Origin of the sequence: Pantoea sp. E2023-21 (genome assembly GCF_051302795.1) — a bacterium.
GTDB lineage: Bacteria > Pseudomonadota > Gammaproteobacteria > Enterobacterales > Enterobacteriaceae > Pantoea > Pantoea ludwigii_A.
Window position 1 is genome coordinate 408,705 of the sequence record NZ_CP195344.1, and the last position, 18,919, is coordinate 427,623.

The 18,919-nt window shown below is 56.3% G+C and carries 14 protein-coding genes; 9 read left to right on the plus strand and 5 right to left on the minus strand.

Translation table 11 applies throughout. From position 1 onward, the window contains the following. Positions 1-35 precede the first annotated feature (35 nt). On the minus strand, positions 36-1,088 hold the full coding sequence (locus tag ACRQ84_RS02000) for a L,D-transpeptidase family protein (protein ID WP_483817042.1): 1,053 nt from the start codon (positions 1,086-1,088) through the stop codon (positions 36-38). 195 nt (positions 1,089-1,283) lie between these two features. Then, on the minus strand, positions 1,284-3,098 hold the full coding sequence (locus ACRQ84_RS02005) for a glycoside hydrolase family 15 protein (protein ID WP_483817043.1): 1,815 nt from the start codon (positions 3,096-3,098) through the stop codon (positions 1,284-1,286). Between the two features lie 117 nt (positions 3,099-3,215). Between ACRQ84_RS02005 and ACRQ84_RS02010 the strand changes: the two genes are divergently transcribed. Then, positions 3,216-3,992, plus strand: a complete 777-nt coding sequence (locus tag ACRQ84_RS02010) for an SDR family oxidoreductase (RefSeq protein ID WP_483817044.1) — start codon at positions 3,216-3,218, stop codon at positions 3,990-3,992. Here the strand turns inward: ACRQ84_RS02010 and ACRQ84_RS02015 are convergent, their stop codons facing one another. Beyond that, the gene (locus tag ACRQ84_RS02015) at positions 3,993-4,568 is read right to left on the minus strand and encodes a DedA family protein (RefSeq protein ID WP_277975792.1); all 576 of its coding nucleotides are present in this window, start codon (positions 4,566-4,568) and stop codon (positions 3,993-3,995) included. It abuts the gene before it with no gap. Between the two features lie 165 nt (positions 4,569-4,733). On the opposite strand from ACRQ84_RS02015, the gene ACRQ84_RS02020 reads away from it, so the two are divergent. The 3 genes from ACRQ84_RS02020 (at position 4,734) to ACRQ84_RS02030 (ending at position 9,211) form a co-directional block, all read left to right on the plus strand. Further along, a complete protein-coding gene (locus tag ACRQ84_RS02020; RefSeq protein WP_064740644.1) occupies positions 4,734-5,321 on the plus strand; it encodes a Yip1 family protein in 588 nt (195 codons plus the stop codon). Positions 5,322-5,584: 263 nt separating this feature from the next. After that, positions 5,585-6,514 carry a D-alanyl-D-alanine endopeptidase gene (pbpG, locus tag ACRQ84_RS02025; protein WP_064740645.1) on the plus strand — a complete coding sequence of 310 codons (930 nt, stop codon included), beginning with the start codon at positions 5,585-5,587 and terminating at the stop codon, positions 6,512-6,514. Between the two features lie 252 nt (positions 6,515-6,766). Beyond that, complete coding sequence (locus ACRQ84_RS02030) at positions 6,767-9,211, plus strand: DUF3772 domain-containing protein (protein ID WP_483817045.1); 2,445 nt, start codon at positions 6,767-6,769, stop codon at positions 9,209-9,211. 111 nt (positions 9,212-9,322) lie between these two features. On the opposite strand, the gene dld is transcribed toward ACRQ84_RS02030, so the two are convergent. Beyond that, positions 9,323-11,032 carry a D-lactate dehydrogenase gene (dld, locus tag ACRQ84_RS02035; RefSeq protein WP_483817046.1) on the minus strand — a complete coding sequence of 570 codons (1,710 nt, stop codon included), beginning with the start codon at positions 11,030-11,032 and terminating at the stop codon, positions 9,323-9,325. Between the two features lie 156 nt (positions 11,033-11,188). On the opposite strand from dld, the gene bglX reads away from it, so the two are divergent. Together bglX and ACRQ84_RS02045 are read left to right on the plus strand one after the other, a co-directional pair. Next, positions 11,189-13,486, plus strand: coding sequence for a beta-glucosidase BglX (bglX, locus tag ACRQ84_RS02040; RefSeq protein WP_483817047.1), 2,298 nt, complete (start codon positions 11,189-11,191; stop codon positions 13,484-13,486). 112 nt (positions 13,487-13,598) lie between these two features. Continuing rightward, positions 13,599-14,462 carry an oxygenase MpaB family protein gene (locus ACRQ84_RS02045; RefSeq protein WP_064740649.1) on the plus strand — a complete coding sequence of 288 codons (864 nt, stop codon included), beginning with the start codon at positions 13,599-13,601 and terminating at the stop codon, positions 14,460-14,462. Between the two features lie 2 nt (positions 14,463-14,464). On the opposite strand, the gene ACRQ84_RS02050 is transcribed toward ACRQ84_RS02045, so the two are convergent. Next, a complete protein-coding gene (locus tag ACRQ84_RS02050; RefSeq protein ID WP_064740650.1) occupies positions 14,465-14,758 on the minus strand; it encodes a hypothetical protein in 294 nt (97 codons plus the stop codon). Between the two features lie 225 nt (positions 14,759-14,983). Here ACRQ84_RS02050 and ACRQ84_RS02055 point away from each other — a divergent pair, with 225 nt between their 5' ends. The 3 genes from ACRQ84_RS02055 (at position 14,984) to idi (ending at position 18,908) form a co-directional block, all read left to right on the plus strand. After that, positions 14,984-16,096, plus strand: coding sequence for a suppressor of fused domain protein (locus ACRQ84_RS02055; protein WP_064740651.1), 1,113 nt, complete (start codon positions 14,984-14,986; stop codon positions 16,094-16,096). 152 nt (positions 16,097-16,248) lie between these two features. After that, the gene (locus ACRQ84_RS02060) at positions 16,249-18,144 is read left to right on the plus strand and encodes a methyl-accepting chemotaxis protein (RefSeq protein ID WP_483817048.1); all 1,896 of its coding nucleotides are present in this window, start codon (positions 16,249-16,251) and stop codon (positions 18,142-18,144) included. A gap of 230 nt (positions 18,145-18,374) precedes the next feature. After that, the gene (gene idi / locus ACRQ84_RS02065) at positions 18,375-18,908 is read left to right on the plus strand and encodes an isopentenyl-diphosphate Delta-isomerase (RefSeq protein WP_064740653.1); all 534 of its coding nucleotides are present in this window, start codon (positions 18,375-18,377) and stop codon (positions 18,906-18,908) included. Positions 18,909-18,919: the final 11 nt, after the last annotated feature.

Genomic DNA, 18,919 nt, shown 5'->3' on the forward strand with positions numbered 1-18,919 from the left:
TTGTAGCGGCGCAATTTATTGCGCTTGAACCGCGATTACAGGCTGGTCGCCGGCTGCGCGGCAGGCGCAGCGTCGTTTGCACCTTGCGGGGTCATGGGCTCTTCTTTCGGCAATGCATCAGAAGATTCCTGCACCGGAACCGGTGTTGGCTGTACTTCGCCTGCTGGACCGTTAATTTTGATCGGCATACCGTTACGCGCCTGGATAGCGTTGTTGACGGCATCCTGGTTGGTGCTGGCATCGGCAATCACTTTGGTCACGGCAGACGTCAGGTTGATTGGCACCAGTTCACGCGAGTTGAACTGCTCTTCCGTGGTCGACAGCGGGTTGTGGACTTCCACATAGCGCGAACCGTCTGGCTCAACGGACGCTTTCACCGGCTGATCGATGAACTGAACGCGTGTGCCGACCGGCACGTTATCGAACAGCCATTTGATGTCATCAGAACGCAGACGCACACAGCCGTGGCTCACGCGCAGACCAATACCGAAGTTGGCGTTCGTGCCGTGAATCGCATACAGGCGGCCGATATACAGCGCGTGCAGACCCATCGGGTTATCCGGGCCCGCAGGGAACACCGCTGGGATGCTCTCGCCGCGTGCCGCATATTCCGCATGCATCGCTTTGGTTGGCGTCCAGGTTGGGCCATCTTTCTTACGCTCAACCTTCGTTGTCCAGTTCATTGGCGTGTCTTTACCCAACTCGCCGATGCCGATTGGCAGCACAACCACGGTCTTGGTGCCTTTCGGATAGTAATAAAGACGCATTTCAGCACTGTTGATGATGATGCCTTCACGCGGTGCGTCAGGCAGAATCAACTGCTGAGGGATGATCATTTTAGTGCCAGCTTTTGGCAGATAAACGTCAACACCCGGATTGGCTTCCAGCATATTGCTGAGGCCCATCTGATACTGCGCAGCAAAGGCTTCCAGCGGAAGTTTGCTGTCATCAGGGACAGTGATTTCAATATTTTCGCCGATCAGACGGCTGTTAGCCGGCGGCAGCGGATAGACTACTGCAAGTGCCGACTGGCTGAACGCCGCCAGTGCGAGGGCGAGTGAAGCGAACGCGCGAATGCTCATTTTCATTTTTTTCAAGTCGTTATGGCCATGTTTCAGGCTTGTCAGTGTGTCGAATCCATCGTGGTCAGTATGACCCGCTGCGCATTATATGTGCATTGGTGCATTGATGGAAATCAGGATTTTTGCTGGCTGCGGATACTTTACTCAAATCCTTGTCTTTACCCGAATATTCTCTTGGATCCGCCGCCCAAAATGTGAATTTCACGGCTGCCACAGCGTCACTTCATTACTCAGTTTACGATTGAGGAAAAAAGCGGCACTGATTAATGCCAGATGCGTTAACGCCTGCGGCATGTTACCCAATGCTTCGCCATGCGACGTAAATTCTTCGGCATACAGACCCAGTGGATTGGCGTAACTCAGCAGCTTTTCAAACTCAAAATGCGCCTCATGCACGCGACCCGCTCGCGCCAGACACTCCACATACCAGAATGAACAGGCAGCAAATGAGCCTTCTCCGCCTTCTAAAGCATCGGCAGGCGTCTCGTGAATGTTATAGCGTCTGACTAAACCATCGCTCACCAGATGGGTTTTAATCGCGTCCAGCGTTGAAATCCAGTCGGGATCGGTCGAACTCACAAAGCGCACCAGCGGCATCAGCAGCATCGACGCATCCAGGAAATTGCCGCCGCGCGTGGCGGTGAAATGGCCCAGTTCCGGGTTCCAGAAGTTCTGCCAGATATCGTCGCGGATCTCGCTGCGCACCTTATCCCAGCGTTCGTAGGGCATTGGCAGCGAGCGTTTCAGGCCGAGACGCAGTGCGCGGTCGAGCGCCACCCAGCACATCAGGCGTGAATGCAGGAAATGCTCTGGCTCACCGCGCATCTCCCAAATCCCGGCATCGGGCTGGTTCCAGTTCACGCAGACGTAATCGATCATATCGGAGACGTACTTCCAGCCGCGATGCGAAATCGCTTCGCCGTATTTATTAGCGAGGTAGATGGCGTCCATCAATTCGCCGTAAATATCGAGCTGGGTTTGCCGCCATGCGTCATTACCGATGCGCACCGGACGCGAATTGGCGTAGCCGGAAAGATTGAGCAACTCGGTTTCGTGTAATTCGGTGCCGCTGTCGAGGCGATACATCACCTGCAGATGCGGCGTGTCGTGGTGGCTGTGCTCGACGCAACGGCCGACCCATTTGGTGAAGTCGCGCGCCTCCTCGGTGTAGCCGAGGCGCATCAGCGCGTACATGCTGAATGAGGCATCGCGGATCCACGAGGCGCGGTAATCCCAGTTACGTTCGCCGCCCAACTCTTCCGGTAAACCAAAAGTGGCGGCAGCGGCGATTGAGCCGTGCTGATGCGACGTCAATAGTTTCAGTGCCAGCGCCGATCTCGTGACCATTTCCTGCCAGCGCCCGCGATATGAACTGTGGCTACTCCAGCGGCGCCAGTACTCCAGCGTGTCGTGGAAACACTGCTCGGTGGCGATCACTGCCACGTGAGGATCGTCATCGTTGCCGAAAACAAATTCGGCGGATTCGCCGGCTTTAAGGGTAAATTCGGCCACCGCGCTGTGATTTTCGCGCGTCATCACCACCGTAGCGCTGAGGCGCAGCGTGGGTTGACCGCTGGCCAGGAAGGCGATGCCGCCGGGGCGCAGTTCGGTGGTGGTTTCCGCACGCGCATAGTCGTGACGCGGCGCGCACAGCAGATGAAATTTCGCCGTGCCGCGCACCATTTTCACACGGCGTACCAGACGCGGCGTTTTGCGGTGCTCATCGCAGATCGGCATGTAATCGGTGATTTCCGCCACGCCCGCATCATCCAGCCAGCGGGTCTGCAAAATATTGGTATCAGGCAAGTAGAGTTGCTGCTGGCGGGCATGTTTCCAGTCGGGTGCGAGGGAAAAAAGGCCGGCTTCATCGCTATCGAGCAGGGCGGCAAATATGGAAGGACTATCGAGTGCTGGCCAGCAGAGGTAATCGATGGTGCCATCGTTGGCAATCAGTGCGCAGGTGCGTAAATCACCAATCACGCCGTGGTCGTCTATTCTGCGTTTAATCTCGCTCATCGTGCCCCCTTCGCCGTATGTAATTGTTAACTATAGACGAAACGGCAGATTCGGCGGCCACGAGGCACAGAAGGATAACTTCTATACTGTTAAGACACCCTCAATCAGGAGAACGTTATGAGCGCAGGAAAACAGAAAGTCGCTGTGGTTACCGGATCCAGTTCTGGCATTGGTCGCAGCTGTGCGGTGATGCTGGCCGAAGCGGGCTATACGCTTGGCATCACCTGGAGTGCGGATGAAGAGGGCGCCCAGGAAACCGCACGGTTGGTGGAGAGCCGCGGACAGATCGCGCAGGTGCGGCAGGTCGACCTCGCCGATCCGCAAGCCGGCGGACAGCAACTGGCGCAGTTGATCAACTCGCTGGGGCGCATTGACGTGCTGGTGAGTAACGCGGGCGTGATGACCAAAGCCGACTTTCTTGATGTCACCTTTGAAGATTGGCGCAAAGTGTTCGATGTGGATGTCGATGGCGCATTTATTTGCGGGCAGATTGCCGCACGCCATATGGTCGATCAGGGCGACGGCGGACGCATTATCAACATTACTTCGGTACATGAACACACGCCATTGCCGGATGCCACCGCCTATACCGCCGCAAAACATGCGCTCGGCGGCCTGACTAAGTCGATGGCGCTGAGTTTGTTGCCGCACCACATTCTGGTCAACGCGGTGGCACCGGGCGCGATTGCCACGGCGATGAACGATATGAAAGATGACCAGCAAGGGCGACGTATGCCGGAAATCCCGATTGGGCGTCCCGGCGATACGCGTGAAGTGGCGAGTTTAGTGGCGTGGCTCTGTTCGGAGTGGGCAACTTATACCACCGGACAATCGTTTATTGTCGACGGTGGTTTTATGCTGGCCAATCCGCAGTTCAAGGGTTACCACCCGTAATCAACCCGCGCGGCGGTGGTTCCAGTGGCGAATAATGTAGCGCAGTACGATGCCGAAAATCACCGCCGCCGCCAACCATAATACCGGCTTGAGATGCTGATCGATCTTATGCAGCCACGGCGCGACAATCTGTCCGGCAAAGTAGCCGAGCGAGACAAAGATTAGCGCCCACAGCGCTGCCCCAATCACGTTCAGAATAAAGAAGCGCAGCGGCTTGAGGCGGCTGGTGCCGATAATAATCGGTCCGACAATGCGGAAGCCATACATAAAGCGCACGCCAATCACGAATAAACTCGGGTGTTTTTGGATCAGGCGCTTGGCCTTGCCGATAGTTTCCTGATGTTTACTAAAACGACGCAAAATACGCGTGCCATAACGCCGTCCCAGCCAGAACAGCAACTGATCGCCAATAATGCCGCCGATCATCGCCGCCAGCACCACGCCGCTAAAGTGCAATAAGCCTTCATGCGCCGCCACACCGCCCAATAGCGTGAACGTTTCCCCTTCAGCGATACAACCAATCAGTAGCGCCAGATAACCGTATTGCGTGATTAATCCATTGATATCAAGATGCAAATTTTTCTCCCTGCAAATAGTGAAAACGCTATTAGTGTATACCAGCGGCTTAATTTGTGTGGCGGCCCGCAAAAACGACGGCGACGATTATACTTGAGGGACGCTGCCTGCGTTGACGAGGTCTTTTGCTTTAGGGGCAGCCCATAGCATGAGAGGAGCAACTGTATGAATCATGTCTGGGGTTTACTGGCGCATCCAGGTCAGGAAATGCGCGATATTAAACAGGAAAATGAGAGCGTTTCGCACCATTACACCCATCATGTTCTGCTAATGGCGGCGATCCCGGTGATCTGCGCTTTTATCGGCACCACGCAACTGGGCTGGAATCTGGGCGAAGGGCAATTCGTACAACTCAATCTACTGACCGGTATCGGTCTGGGCATTCTGTTCTATCTGATTATTCTCGGCGGTGTGGCGGTGATGGGCCGCGTGATCCACTGGATGGCGCGTAATTACCCGCAACGTCCCAGTTTGCAGCGCTGTACGGTGTTTGCCGGCTATGTGGCGACGCCGTTGTTCCTCAGCGGGCTGGTGGCGCTCTATCCGCTGGTGTGGTTGTGCGTACTGGTGGGCGCCATTGCGCTGGTTTACACCGGTTATCTGCTTTACGTCGGCATTCCGGTGTTCCTGAGTATCGATCGTGAAGAGAGCCTGCGCTTCTCCGGTTCAACGCTGGCGATTGGTGTGCTGGTGTTTGAGGTGCTGCTGGCGCTGACGGTAATTCTGTGGGGTTATGGCCCACGGTTGTTCTAACGCTCGCCGGGTCGCCATGAATGGCGACCCTACAACACCGCACCCGTAGGGTCGCCATTTATGGCGACCTACACGTAAAATCGCACCCAAACCAAAAGGTCACCGTTCATGGCGACCTTTTTAACGCTCAGAAACAATCTCGTTAAGAAATTTCTCAGGTAAGTGCGTATGATACTGCTGCCAGCCCGCATCCAGTCTGGATTGTTGCGGGCGGCCTGTGTCCTAACACAGCGCAAAACTCCTTACCGGACTTTTTTGACACGATGTCTGCAAAAATGCGTATTTCCTTGCTGTCGCTGGCACTGTTTGTCGCCGCGCCAGCCGCTGTGACGCCCGCGCTCGCTGCGCCGGCGGCACTCTCTAACCTCGCGCCGATTGCTCAACCGCAAATCGCCTCGGGGAGTGCCATGATTGTCGATCTGGAAAACAACAAAGTGCTGTTTTCCAGCCATCCTAATCGCGTGCGTCCGATTGCTTCATTGACCAAAGTAATGACGGCGATGGTGGTGCTGGATGCCAAATTGCCGATGGATGAGATGCTGTCGGTGGATATCAGCCATACCGCTGAAATGCGCGGCGTGTTTTCCCGCGTCAAATTGAACAGTGAAATCAGTCGCCGCAACATGCTGCTGCTGGCGCTGATGTCCTCGGAAAACCGTGCTGCTGCCAGCCTGGCGCATCACTATCCGGGCGGTTACGATGCCTTTATTCGCGCGATGAACGCCAAAGCACGTGCGCTGGGCATGACGCACACGCGTTATGTCGAGCCGACGGGCCTGTCGACTCAGAACGTTTCCAGCGCGGAAGACCTGGTGAAGCTGGTGAAAGCCACGCGCCAGTATCCGCTGATTGGCGAACTGAGCACCACCAAAGAAGACACCGCCGTCTTCAAGCATCCGAACTATGCGCTGCCGTTCCGTAACACCAATCATCTGGTGTACAAAAACGACTGGCGTATTCAGCTGACCAAAACCGGTTACACCGATGAAGCCGGGCACTGCCTGGTGATGCGCACGGTGATTAATAACCGTCCAGTGGCACTGGTGGTGCTGGATGCCTTTGGTAAATACACCCATTTCGCAGATGCCAATCGCCTGCGCGACTGGCTGGAAACGGGCAAAGCCGCACCGGTTCCGGCCGCTGCGCTGGCGTATAAAAAGCAGAAGTCGGGTCTGACCGCCAGCAATGAATAACAGCATTTAGCATGCACATACCGTAGCGGCGCAATTTATTGCGCATTGCCGATTTTGCAGGGTGCGCAATAAATTGCCCGCTACAGATTGTGCGTTGAGTTACAACGCTCACCTGCAAAAACGCTTATCGTTAGCGCCAAAGTTTTACACCTTCATTCCTATAGTTTCAGTGTCGGCAACGTCTTAAACTAGCCGCCATTCACCATCGCACTTGCGTTTATCGGCTGTTATTACGCTGGAATCTTATTAAATATGTTCACGTTCCGTTGCTTACTTACCCCGTTTTTACTGCTGCTGGTGTGGTTAACCCCGGCGCTGAGCTTTGCGGCCGATAGCGCCGTCACCGACCAGCAAGAGGACGCTGCACCGAAAGTTAATGCGTCGGTTGAGCTGCCTAAAATGCAGAAAATTCTCGACAAAATTAAAGGTCAGGTGTCGGGCGATACCAATGAAAGCCAGCTTAACCAACTCAATGAGATGGCGCTGGAGCTGTCCGGAAATGCCGAAACCCTCGGCCAGGCGCTGGTCCCACAGCGTCAGCAGCTGGATGCGCAATTGGCGGTGCTTGGCCCGGCGCCAAAAGCCGACAGCGGCGTGAAAGAGACGCCTGAAGTCACACGCAAACGTGCGGCGCTGGAGAGCCAGAAAGCCAAACTGGACGATCAAATCAAGCAGGCCGATGGCATCAAAAACGGCGCGCTGGTGCTGTCGTCGCAGATTGTCAACCTGCGGCGTGACCAGCTGAAAAGCCAACTGGCGCTCAATTCCGGCAGTATTCTCGGCCCGCGTTTCTGGGCGCCGTTGGTCAGCAGTCAGGATCTTGATGGCGAAAAAATCAGTGACTTCCGCGACGAACTTAAAGACACGGCAGCGCTGTCATGGGAGTCAGGCTGGCGCGTTGGCACTGTCGCCTGGCTGATGGCGGCGGTATTGGTGATGACGCTGGGTCGCCGTTACAGCGAAGAGTTCTTTGCCTGGGTCAGCATTCATAAAATGCCGGAAGGACGTTTACGGCGTAGCTTCCTGGCATCAACAACGGCACTGACCACGCTGGCCGCGGTGGTGCTGACTTTCAACTTTATCGCGCTGGCCTTTACGCGCCGTGATGAAGTTTCTGGCGATGTGCAGGATTTTGTTGATCGTCTGGTGCAGCTTAGTGTTTATTGCGGCTTGATTGCCGGTTTAGGGCGCGCCTTCCTCTCTACGCGTCGTCCAAGCTGGCGTTTACCTGCCATTTCCAACGAAGTGGCGCAGGCGTTGAAGCCGTTCCCGCCGTTTACCGCGGCGCTGGTGTTTGTTTTCCAGACGGTTGAAGCCTTTAACTACAGCGTAGGCACCAGCCTTAACACCACCATTTTTGCTAACGGCCTGACCGCACTGCTGATTGGCTGCACCGGTCTTGCTATTAGCATGCGCGTAAACCGCGTGCGTCGCCGTATGGCGCTGGAAGGCAATCAGCCCGAAGCGCGCTCGACGTTGGTGGGATTGGTGCAGTTGGCGTTAATGCTAACCGCACTGGCGGTCCTGATTTCACTGATCATCGGTTATGTTACGCTGGCGCGCTTCCTCAGCTATGAGTTGATTTGGTGCGGCATTCTGTTTGGCTCGTTCTATTTCCTCAGCCATCTGGTGCAGGACGGCTGCGAAAGTCTGTTCTCCACCAGTAATGTGACCGGCAAGCGTCTGCAAACGTCGCTTAACATCGACGAGCGTCATTTACAGCAGGCGGCAACGCTGCTGAGCGCGCTGGGTAAAACCTTGTTGATTGCCATCCTCGCGCTGGCATTGTTGAACGGCACGTTTGCCTCCTCAACGCCAATTGAGCTGATCCAGAAGGTGATTGAGTTCTGGGGCGGCAAAGGGCTGGAGTCGCTGAACATTGTGCCGGCGCATATGGTCAATGCGATTCTGTGTCTGGTGGTGGGAATTTACGTGCTGCGCTCGGTGCGTCGCTGGCTGGACAAAGACTTCCTGCCAAAAACCACCATGGATGTCGGCATGCGTGTGTCGCTGGTGACGCTGTTCAGTAACATCGGTTACGTGCTGATTATCCTGCTGACGCTGTCGATTATGGGCCTGCAATGGAACAAACTGGCATGGATCGTCAGCGCCTTGTCGGTCGGTATCGGTTTCGGCTTACAGGAGATTGTGAAGAACTTTATCTCCGGTCTGATTCTGTTGACGGAACGTCCGGTGAAGGTGGGCGATTTAGTCAGCATCAGCGGCATTGAAGGGGATATTCGCCGTATCAACGTGCGCGCCACCGAAATTCAGCTGGGCGATAAATCGACGGTGATCGTACCGAACTCGCAATTCATCTCGCAAAACGTGCGTAACGCTACCATGGGCAACGCGCAGGGTGTGGTGACCATCCAGCTAACCTTCCCGCTGGATATTGATCCGGTGAAAGTACGTGAAATCCTGCTGGAAGTGTATCAGGAGAACGAGCGTATTCTCGACACGCCAGAGCCGTCGGTATCGTTCAAAGATTTGACACCTGCGGGCATCGTGTTGAGCGTCACCGGTAACGTTTCGGGTCAGCGCCAGATTTCCGGTGCCAAGAGTGATTTGCTGTTTGATATCCTGACGCGTCTGCGTAAAGAGGGCATTATGCTGTCAACGCCGCAGACCATGATTATTGAACGCCGCGCTTTGGCAGCGGCTGCGCAAGAGCAGCAGGGCGAGCAACTGCCGTAATCACGTTGACGCTCATTTTGTAGCGGCGCGATTTATCGCGCAATAAATTGCGCCGTTACAGAGTGTAGAAAGGTGGCCATTCATGGCCACCTTTTCAACAACCGCACGTATTCAAACCTTTACCGCCCAACCCTTCTGCTTACTGGTTTTACCAATCCCCGGATTAAAACTGTTGGTGGGATCCAGCTGCTGATAAAACGCCTGCAGCTGCGGTTTTGCCTGATACAGGTGGCCAACGTTATGCTCAGCCGGATATTCGGCGCCGCGCGCGGCTAAAATCGCCAACATCTTCTCTTTCAGCGCATGCGCATCCACGCCTTTCTTCACAATGTAATCCTGATGGAACACGTGGCAGAAGAAGTGGCCGTAATAGAGGCGATGGCTTAAGTCCTTGTCGATTTCGGCAGGCAGGTGCTCGAACCACGCTTCATCGTTACGACGCAGCGCGATATCCAGCGCTAAAATGTCTTCCACTTCATCAGCATGTACAGCGTGATAACGCACGGCGGCGCCAGCGGCGGCAAAGCGATGCAGGAACGCGTGCGCGCCCTCTTTGGCGTCGCAGGCGAAGAACGCGCCGCCGCCTTCGCGGAAATATTCGCTCAGATAGGCCTGCGCTTCGGCCACGCCGTCGCCAGACATCTTCAGCATCAGGTGATGCTCGTATTTATCGCGATACTGTTTCAGGCGTTTAGGCAGATGCGCCGGCAGCCAGCTGCTGACGCGCTGCAACAGGCGATCGCTGAGATGCGGTTTCACCCAGCTGAGCTTGCCCAGCCAGGCATCAACACGGCCTTTGAGGGTGAAAAACAGCGGCATTTTGTCCGTGCCGAGCTTGTCGATCATCACGAAGGTATCTTTGCCATACACCTCGGCGATATCGAAAATGTCGCGGTGCATATATTCGCCCGCCACCGGCAGATGCGTAAATTCCGCTAGAATATGACGACGAATATCGCCCAGTTCAGCCGGATTGTTGGTGCCGATATAGAACACCTGCTGCTGCGGTTCAGTGGGGAAGGTATCCAAACGTACCGCAAAAACGGCCAGCTTACCGGCGCAGCCAGACGCTTCAAACAGGCGGCGTTCATCGGCGTTGAAGCGCGCGGGCGTATCCGCATTGATATCGCGCACGCGGTCGGCATACTCGTGATCCGAGGCGTGACGTTCATCCCAGCGCACATCATTCTGCTGCCAGCGATCGTCATCCAGGCGACCGAGCATCTCTTCCGGCGAATGGCCGAGATCGATGCCGAGATGGTTCACCAGCTTGAGTTTGCCGCTGGCATCAATCTGCGCAAACAGCGCCATTTCGCTGTAGGCCGGACCGCGCTTGATCAGCGAACCGCCGGAGTTATTGCAAATCCCGCCCATCACCGACGCGCCAATACAGGACGAGCCGATCACCGAATGCGGCTCACGCCCGAGCGGTTTTAGCGCTTTTTCCAGCTGATACAGCGTGCTGCCAGGGAAGGCGAGGATCTGTTTGCCGTTGTCGATCAGCTGCAACTTATCCAGACGCAAGGTGCTGATGATCACCACCGGACGATCATAATCGTTACCATTCGGCGTGGAACCTTCCGTCAGGCCGGTATTGGCTGCCTGCATCAAAATGATCGCATCGGCGCTAACCAGCGCCTGCAACGCACGCCATAGCTCCAGCAGCGAACCGGGGAAAATCACCGCCAGCGCTTCACCTTCGCCAGAGCGAAAGCCTTTACGGTAGCGCGCGGTCTGTTCCGCGTCGGTTAACAGGTTCGTCGATCCAACGAGGCGACGCAGGTCGGCGAGCAGAGTAGGGTGCGAAGTGTTGTTATTCATTGGCCTGTCCTTGTCTTTAACGTGGCGTTTCTACTGTAGCATGCGTAAGCCGCAAGGGGCGCGGTGTGACATTGGCGGCTACCTGCTATCCTCATCTTGTGGCAAACTGCCCCGGTTATTTCGATATTGCGCAGTCACTTAAGAGAACCCGACCTGATGAAATGGATTTACTCTGTTAGCCTCGCTGTCTCCTTAGCCATTCAGCCCGCTTTCGCGGACGACCTATTTGGCCCACACCCGATGACTGAACAGGCGCGTGACGCCTTTGTGAATCAGCTGCTCAGCAAAATGACCCTTGATGAAAAAATCGGGCAGATGCGTTTGATCAGCGTAGGACCGGATACGCCAAAATCGGCGATTCGCGACATGATTCAGCACGGTCAGGTCGGCGCAATCTTCAACACCGTGACGCGCCAGGATATCCGCGCCATGCAGGATCAGGTGATGCAGCTCAGCCGCCTTAAAATTCCGCTGTTCTTCGCCTATGACGTGGTGCACGGTCAGCGCACCATCTTCCCGATTCCACTCGGCCTGGCGGCGAGCTGGGATCTGGATGCCGTGGCCGAGGTGGGGCGCGTTTCAGCCTACGAAGCGGCAGATGACGGTTTGAACATGACGTGGGCGCCGATGGTCGATGTATCACGCGAACCGCGCTGGGGCCGTTTTTCTGAAGGTTTTGGTGAAGATACCTTCCTGACCTCACAAATGGGCAGCACCATGGTGAAAGCCATGCAGGGCAAAAGCGCGGCGGATCGCTTTAACATCATGACCAGCGTGAAACATTTTGCCGCCTACGGCGCGGTGGAAGGTGGGCGTGATTACAACACCGTCGACATGAGTCCGCAGCGGCTGTTCCAGGATTATCTGCCCCCGTATAAAGCCTCGCTTGATGCCGGCAGCGGCGGCGTCATGGTGGCGCTCAACTCGCTCAATGGCACGCCGGCAACCGCGGATGGCTGGCTGCTGAAAGAGGTGCTGCGCGGCGACTGGAAGTTTAAAGGCATCACCATCAGCGATCACGGCGCGATAAAAGAGCTGCTGAAACACGGCGTGGCCAGCGATCCGCAGGACGCGGTGCGCATTGCGGTGAAATCCGGCGTCGACATGAGCATGAGCGACGAGTTCTACAGCAAATATCTGCCGGGCCTGGTGAAAAGCGGCGCGGTGAGCATGGCGGAAGTGGATGATGCCGCGCGGCATGTGCTGAACGTCAAATATGACATGGGCCTGTTTAACGATCCTTATAGCCATTTGGGCGCAAAAGAAAGCGATCCGCAGGACACCAACGCCGAAAGCCGTCTGCATCGCGCTGAAGCGCGTGACGTGGCGCGTAAAAGCATTGTGCTGCTGAAAAACTGGCGTGAAACGCTGCCGCTGAAGAAAGACGCCACCATTGCGTTGGTGGGACCGTTAGCCGATAGCCAGCGCGACATTATGGGCAGTTGGTCGGCCGCAGGTGTAGCGAAACAGTCGATTCCGCTGCTGCAAGGCGTGCGTAATGCGATGGCGGGCAAAGGCACGGTGCTGTATGCCAAAGGCGCTAACATTAGCGATAACAAAGGCGTTCAGGACTTCCTCAATTTGTATGAGCAAGCCGTGAGTGTGGACAAACGTTCACCGCAGGAGCTGATTGATGACGCGGTAGCGCAGGCGAAAAAAGCCGATGTGGTGGTGGCTGCCGTCGGCGAAGCGCAGGGCATGGCGCACGAAGCATCCAGCCGCAGTGAACTGTCGATTCCGGAAAGTCAGCAGAAGCTGCTGGCCGCGCTGAAAGCCACCGGTAAACCGCTGGTGATCGTGTTGATGAACGGCCGACCGCTGACGGTGGTGAAGGAAGATCAGCAAGCCGATGCGATGCTGGAAACCTGGTTTAGCGGCACCGAAGGCGGCAACGCGATTGCCGATGTGCTGTTTGGCGATTACAACCCGTCGGGCAAGCTGCCGGTCTCCTTCCCGCGTTCGGTGGGTCAGATTCCGATTTACTACAACCATTTGCCAACCGGTCGTCCGTATAACTTCGCCAAGCCGAATAAATATACTTCGCATTATTACGACGCGGTGAATGGTCCGCTCTATCCGTTTGGTTACGGTCTGAGCTACACCACGTTTACCGTGTCGCCAGTGAAAATGTCCTCGCGCACCATGCCGCGTAACGGCTCGGTGGAAGCGTCAGTGACCGTCACCAACAGCGGCAAACGCGACGGTGCCACTGTGGTGCAGCTCTATCTTAACGATCCGGTGGCCAGCATTAGCCGTCCGGTGCAGGAGCTGCGCGGCTTCCAGCGCATCATGCTGAAAGCCGGTGAATCGCAGACCGTGAAGTTTAGGATCGATGTTGATGCGCTGAAATTCTGGAACCAGAAGATGCAGCACGTTGCCGAGCCAGGCAAAATTAACGTGATGATTGGACTGGATTCGGTGCGCACCCAGGATGCGCAGTTTGATTATCTCTAAGTAAGGCAACGCCGTTTGGCCAGGTCAGCATGAATGCTGACCCTACATGTTATGCTTCACTGATCTGTAGGGTCGGCATTGATGCCGGCCAGGCCAATGAGCGCATCAACCCATGAACATTCGCGAACGCATCCAACAGCAAGTTTTCCGCCTTAACGGCCTGTCGCTCAACGAATTCGATATCTCGCAGCCGCCTGGCGATCCCGGCTTGTTTGGCCCGGATCATGTTATCTGGCGCGTACACGGCGACTTCACTTCGATGCTGTGTGGCGGCATCAGCGCCCTGATGTTGCAGATGCTGCATCCGGCAGCGCTGGCGGGCGTGTGGGATCACTCCAATTTCCGTCAGGACATGATGGGCCGCCTGCGTCGCACCAGCCAGTTTATTGCCGTTACCACGTTCGGCAATACCGCAGATGCCAACATCCTGATCGAGCGCGTCAAACGGATTCATCTGCGCGTCAGCGGCGTCGATAATGCTGGCAAGCCCTATGCCGCCAGCGATCCCCATCTGCTTACCTGGGTGCACGTCGCTGAAACCAGCCGCTTTCTGGCGGCGCATCTGCGCTACAAAAATCCGCAGCTCAGCCTGGCCGATCAGAATCGTTATTATCAGGAAGCCGCGCGGGTGGCCGAAGCGCTTGGCGCGCAGCAGGTGCCAAAAAGCGTGCAGGCGGTTGAGGAGTATCTACAGAGGATGCGGCCCGCGTTGATCTACGATGCGCGCACCCGGGAAGTGATGCAGCTGTTAATCAACGCGCCTGCACCGAGCTGGCAGGCAAAACCGGCAATGCGGGTGATGCTGAAAGCGGGGATGGGATTACTGCCTGACTGGGCGCAACAGCAAATCCAGCAGCCGGTTGGTCCGCTCAGCCAGTGGCGAGTCGATCGGGAAATTGCGGTGCTCGGCGGGCTGCTGCGCTGGTCGATTCAGCGCGGCGCTTATTCACGCGCCATGCAGCGCATGGGCCGTTAGCGTTACAGGTTTAGCTCATCCTGCTTCTGCGTGTAGGTGCGCGGCGTGCGCGCTTCACGTTTCAGCGCCAGCTGACGTTGTTGGTAATGATGCAGCAACATCCCCAAGCCGAGCCCGATAAGAGCCAGCGGCAGCAAGCTGTAATAGATATCAATGGGTAACAACACCAGCAACGCCACGCCGCTCAGCACAATGCTCAGCGCCGACATCACCCACGTATAGCGGATAAACAGCCACACCAAAAGCGCGAAAATCACCACATCGCGCACGTTCAAATCAAGGTTTTGCAGCACCATGTTGACAGATCCACTGAGGCGAGTGCGCAGACAATATCATGCGGCATGACAAAAGAATCGCGAATTAATGTGAAGCATGTCAGCGCGTTATGCGGCTATTCATCAGCTACGCTCATCTATTCATCCCTGCACTTTGAGAGTTTTACCCTTGTGTCACATGGCACGAGTGCCGATCCTGCTCTATTCTCGGGGAAAATGGATTCCTCCAGGTAATATCGAGGCGTTATGACCCACCAACCTCTGATTGCTGAGGTGCCGAATCAGCAACACACACTAACCGCTATCGTCGAGCAGGATGCGCGTACGGCCTATTTTTACATCTGGCCGAACGACCTGTTTCGCAGTCAATACGCGGTGCGCGGCTGCTGGCTGCGTAATCTGCTGCCTGCGCCGGCGCAGGAAGATCGTGAAGCGATGGAGCAGGGCATTGCGCCGCTGCTGAGTGCCGAGTATTGCCGTACGCTGGAAGCTGAGCCGATGCTCGATCCCGCCGGCTTACAGGTGCTGTGGGAGCCCAGCGATGACGGCGCCGCGCTGTGGTATTACGGCCAACTGCTGGCGGTGATCCCCGGCTGGAGTCTGTATCAGGATAAGCAGGTGAGTTTTTCTGCTGCCTGCATCAAAGAGAATCGCCTGACGGCGCCGCTCGGTTCGGCTTCCACCAACGATTACTATGCGCGCGCTGAACAGCAGCGTCACTTCTGGCGTGACTGGCACGACGGTCATCTGTGGGATGTGGTGCAGCGTGAACTCATGCAGTGCTATCAGGCGCAGTTTGGCGAGTCGATAAAATATTACGCCATCGATCAAGGTAACTGGCCGCCGATGGCGATTTCACAGCATTGGCATAATGGTGTTTGGTACTTCCTCACGCTTGGCATGGGGATCCGCCCGATGCCACAGGTCGATCACCTGTTTGACGAGCTGGCCCCGCAGTATCGCCGTGTTGAGCTGGCGATGGCGGTGGACGGAGAAGTGATGACCGAAGCGAATGCGGTGCAGATGGCGAGTGCGCTGGCGGAGTTTGCTCATCTGCCGTGGGCGCGTCTGACCTGGATTGGCGAAGGGCATACTTTGGCATCAGAAGTGGCGCCGGTTGGCTTTGAAAGTTTCCTGCTGGCGAATGATCTCGCTCCGGAAGCGGCGCAGTTCCGCCTGCCGAAACGCGAGGGCGATCGGGTAAATCTACTGTGGTCTACGCCGATAACCGAAGCCGAACGCCAGTTCGCGCAGGCTGACGATCGCGGTGGCCAGCAGCTGCTGCAGCGTTTGCTGGCGGACGGGAATAACCATGTGTTTCGGCCACGGCAGGAAGTGGTGGAAACCCCCGCACCGTAAATCAGGTCGGCATCGTGCCGACCTTGCGATTTTTAAATTATCACCCAAATCAACTATTTCACTTCTTTGTGATCTCGCTCACCTCAAGATCCCCATTAACACGCCGTTAACCTCGATCAGGCAACTCGCCAACCAGGGTAAGGGCACACAACATGTTCAAAACAACACAATCCCGTTTCACCGCGACGCTGGTCGCTTTTTTTGCGGGTCTGATGCTGATTACCGTGCTGGTAATCAATCAGTTCATCGCTCCGCAGCTCTCACATAATGAAAGTCGTTTGGTGCGTTACGAAGTGGACGGCCTGGCCGGACGCATTGTCGAGCAGATGAACCGTGTGCAGGCGCAGCAGCGCGCTATTACTGAAGCCGCTGGCGTGATGGACAGCGCCGCCATCGACATCTTGCTGCCCGCCTTAGTCAACCAATATCAGGACAGCAACGTGTTCGGCGGCGGCATCTGGCCGTTACCTAATCGTCGCGATCCGGCGAAAGAGAAAAACAGTTCGTTCTTTGCGCGAAACGCCAGCAACCAGCTGCAGGTTAATACCTACTGGAACTCTGACGCCGCCGACAAATACTGGGAGCAGTCCTGGTACAAAGACGGTTTAGCCGCGCCGAAAGGCCAGTGTGCCTGGGCGAAAGCCTATCAGGATGCCGCCAGCCCGCAGCCGCGAACCAACTGCGCCATGGCGATCTATCGCGATGGCACGGCGTGGGGCGTGGCAACGATTGACGTGACACTCGGCTTCTTCAACCAGCTGGCAAAACAGATGGGCGAGGCGATTCAGGGCCGCGTATTGATTGTTGAAGCCGACGGCAAAGTGGTGGGTAACGCCGCGCTGGTGGATGGCGCACCGAAGCTGGAAAACCTTGCTGATACGCAATTGCCGATGGCATCTGCGCTGAAAGGTTTGTTAGCGCAGGCGGGTAGCCAACCGATGCAAAGCACCTTTGAGGGTGAAGATGGCGAACACACGCTGTTCGTGCAGGCGATTGCTGGCAGCCCGTGGTATCTCGCCAGCGATGTGCCGTCCAGCTTGCTGGATGCGCAAACGCATAGCATGTTGACGCGTCTGGGTCTGGTGCAAATCCCGCTGGCGGTGATCCTGCTGCTGGTGCTGCTTGGCTTCGTGCGCGCCATGATGAAACGCCTTGCCTTGCTGCATCGTAACATCGAAGCTTTATCTACCGGCGGCGCCGATTTGACGCAGCGTCTACCCGCCAGCAACAGCCCGGAATTCAACGCCGTGGCGCAGAGCTTCAACCAGTTTATCGCCTATCTGCAAGGCCTGATGCGCCAGGTGGGCGACAGCGCATTGGCCATCACGGCGGCTTCGCGTGAAATCGCCAGCGGCAACGCCGATCTCTCGGCGCGTACTGAATCGCAGGCCAGTTCGATTGTTGAGACGGCCGCGTCGATGGAAGAGTTAACGGGCACGGTGCGCCAGAACGCCGACAACGCCACGCACGCTAACCAGCTGGCAGATGGCGCCTCGCAGGTTGCTGCACGCGGCACGGAAGTGGTGCGTCAGGTGGTCAGTACCATGGGCGCGATTAACCACTCCTCGCGTAAAGTGGTGGATATTATTAGCGTCATCGACAGCATCGCCTTCCAGACCAATATCCTGGCGTTGAACGCGGCGGTAGAAGCGGCACGTGCCGGGGAACAAGGACGCGGTTTTGCCGTGGTGGCATCGGAAGTGCGTAACCTGGCGCAGCGTTCGGCTAACTCGGCGCGTGAAATCAAAAAGCTGATTGAAGAGTCGGTGGCCAACATTGATACCGGCAGCGATTTGGTTGAGCAGGCTGGTCAAACCATGGATGAGCTGATGCAGGGCGTTAGCAGCGTCACCACGTTGATGAGCGAGATCATGTCGGCGAGCCGCGAGCAGAGTTTGGGTATCGATCAGGTTAACGTGGCCATTACCCAACTCGATGGCAGCACCCAGCAAAACGCCGCGCTGGTCGAGCAGGTTTCTGCCGCCGCGCAAGCGATGGAGCAGCAGAGCGTGCAGCTGGAGCTGGTGGTGCAGAGCTTTAAGTTGTAATTGCTTAACACCCATCGTAGCGGCGCCGTTCAGTGCGCCGCTACAGATTAATGCCCAGTGCCACACCGTAATCTCCTCTCTAAACACCTTTCCCCGCCTTTTTATGCTGAATTCTCCGCAGGCTGCTACGCTTTAATGTGCCCACGTTAACGCACGGAATGTGCGCTATTTCCTCCATCAACCCTTTGGCGGTTGTGTACAATAGTTGCGAATTTTCCGAAGGAGATGTCATGTCCGCCATTGAAGTTATTCTCGTTGACCACCTCGATCGCCCTATCGGCAAAATGGAAAAGCTGGAAGTGCATGAAAAAGGATTGCTGCATCGCGCGGTGACGGTTTACGTATTCAATTCGCGACATGAAGTGCTGCTGCAACGCCGTGCCAGCAGTAAATATCATTGTGGTGGATTGTGGAGTAACACCTGCTGCAGTCATCCGTATCCGCAGGAATCCACGCGCGATGCCGCTGAACGCCGCTTGCGTGAAGAGATGGGCATGAATGTGGCGCTAACGCCGGTGTTTGAATTGAGCTACAACTTGCCGCTGAGCAACGGCTTAACCGAGCATGAATACGGCCACGTGTTCTTCGCCATCAGCGATGAGCAGCCGGTTCTCAATCCGGAAGAGGCCGATGCATGGTGCTATCGCTCGATTGCGCAGATCCAGCAGGAGATGGCGGAAAATCCACAGCAATTCACGCCGTGGTTCCTGCACACGTTTCCGCGCATTCCCAATACGCTGGGTGATTTCCGTCTGACTGCATGATTGCACATTCC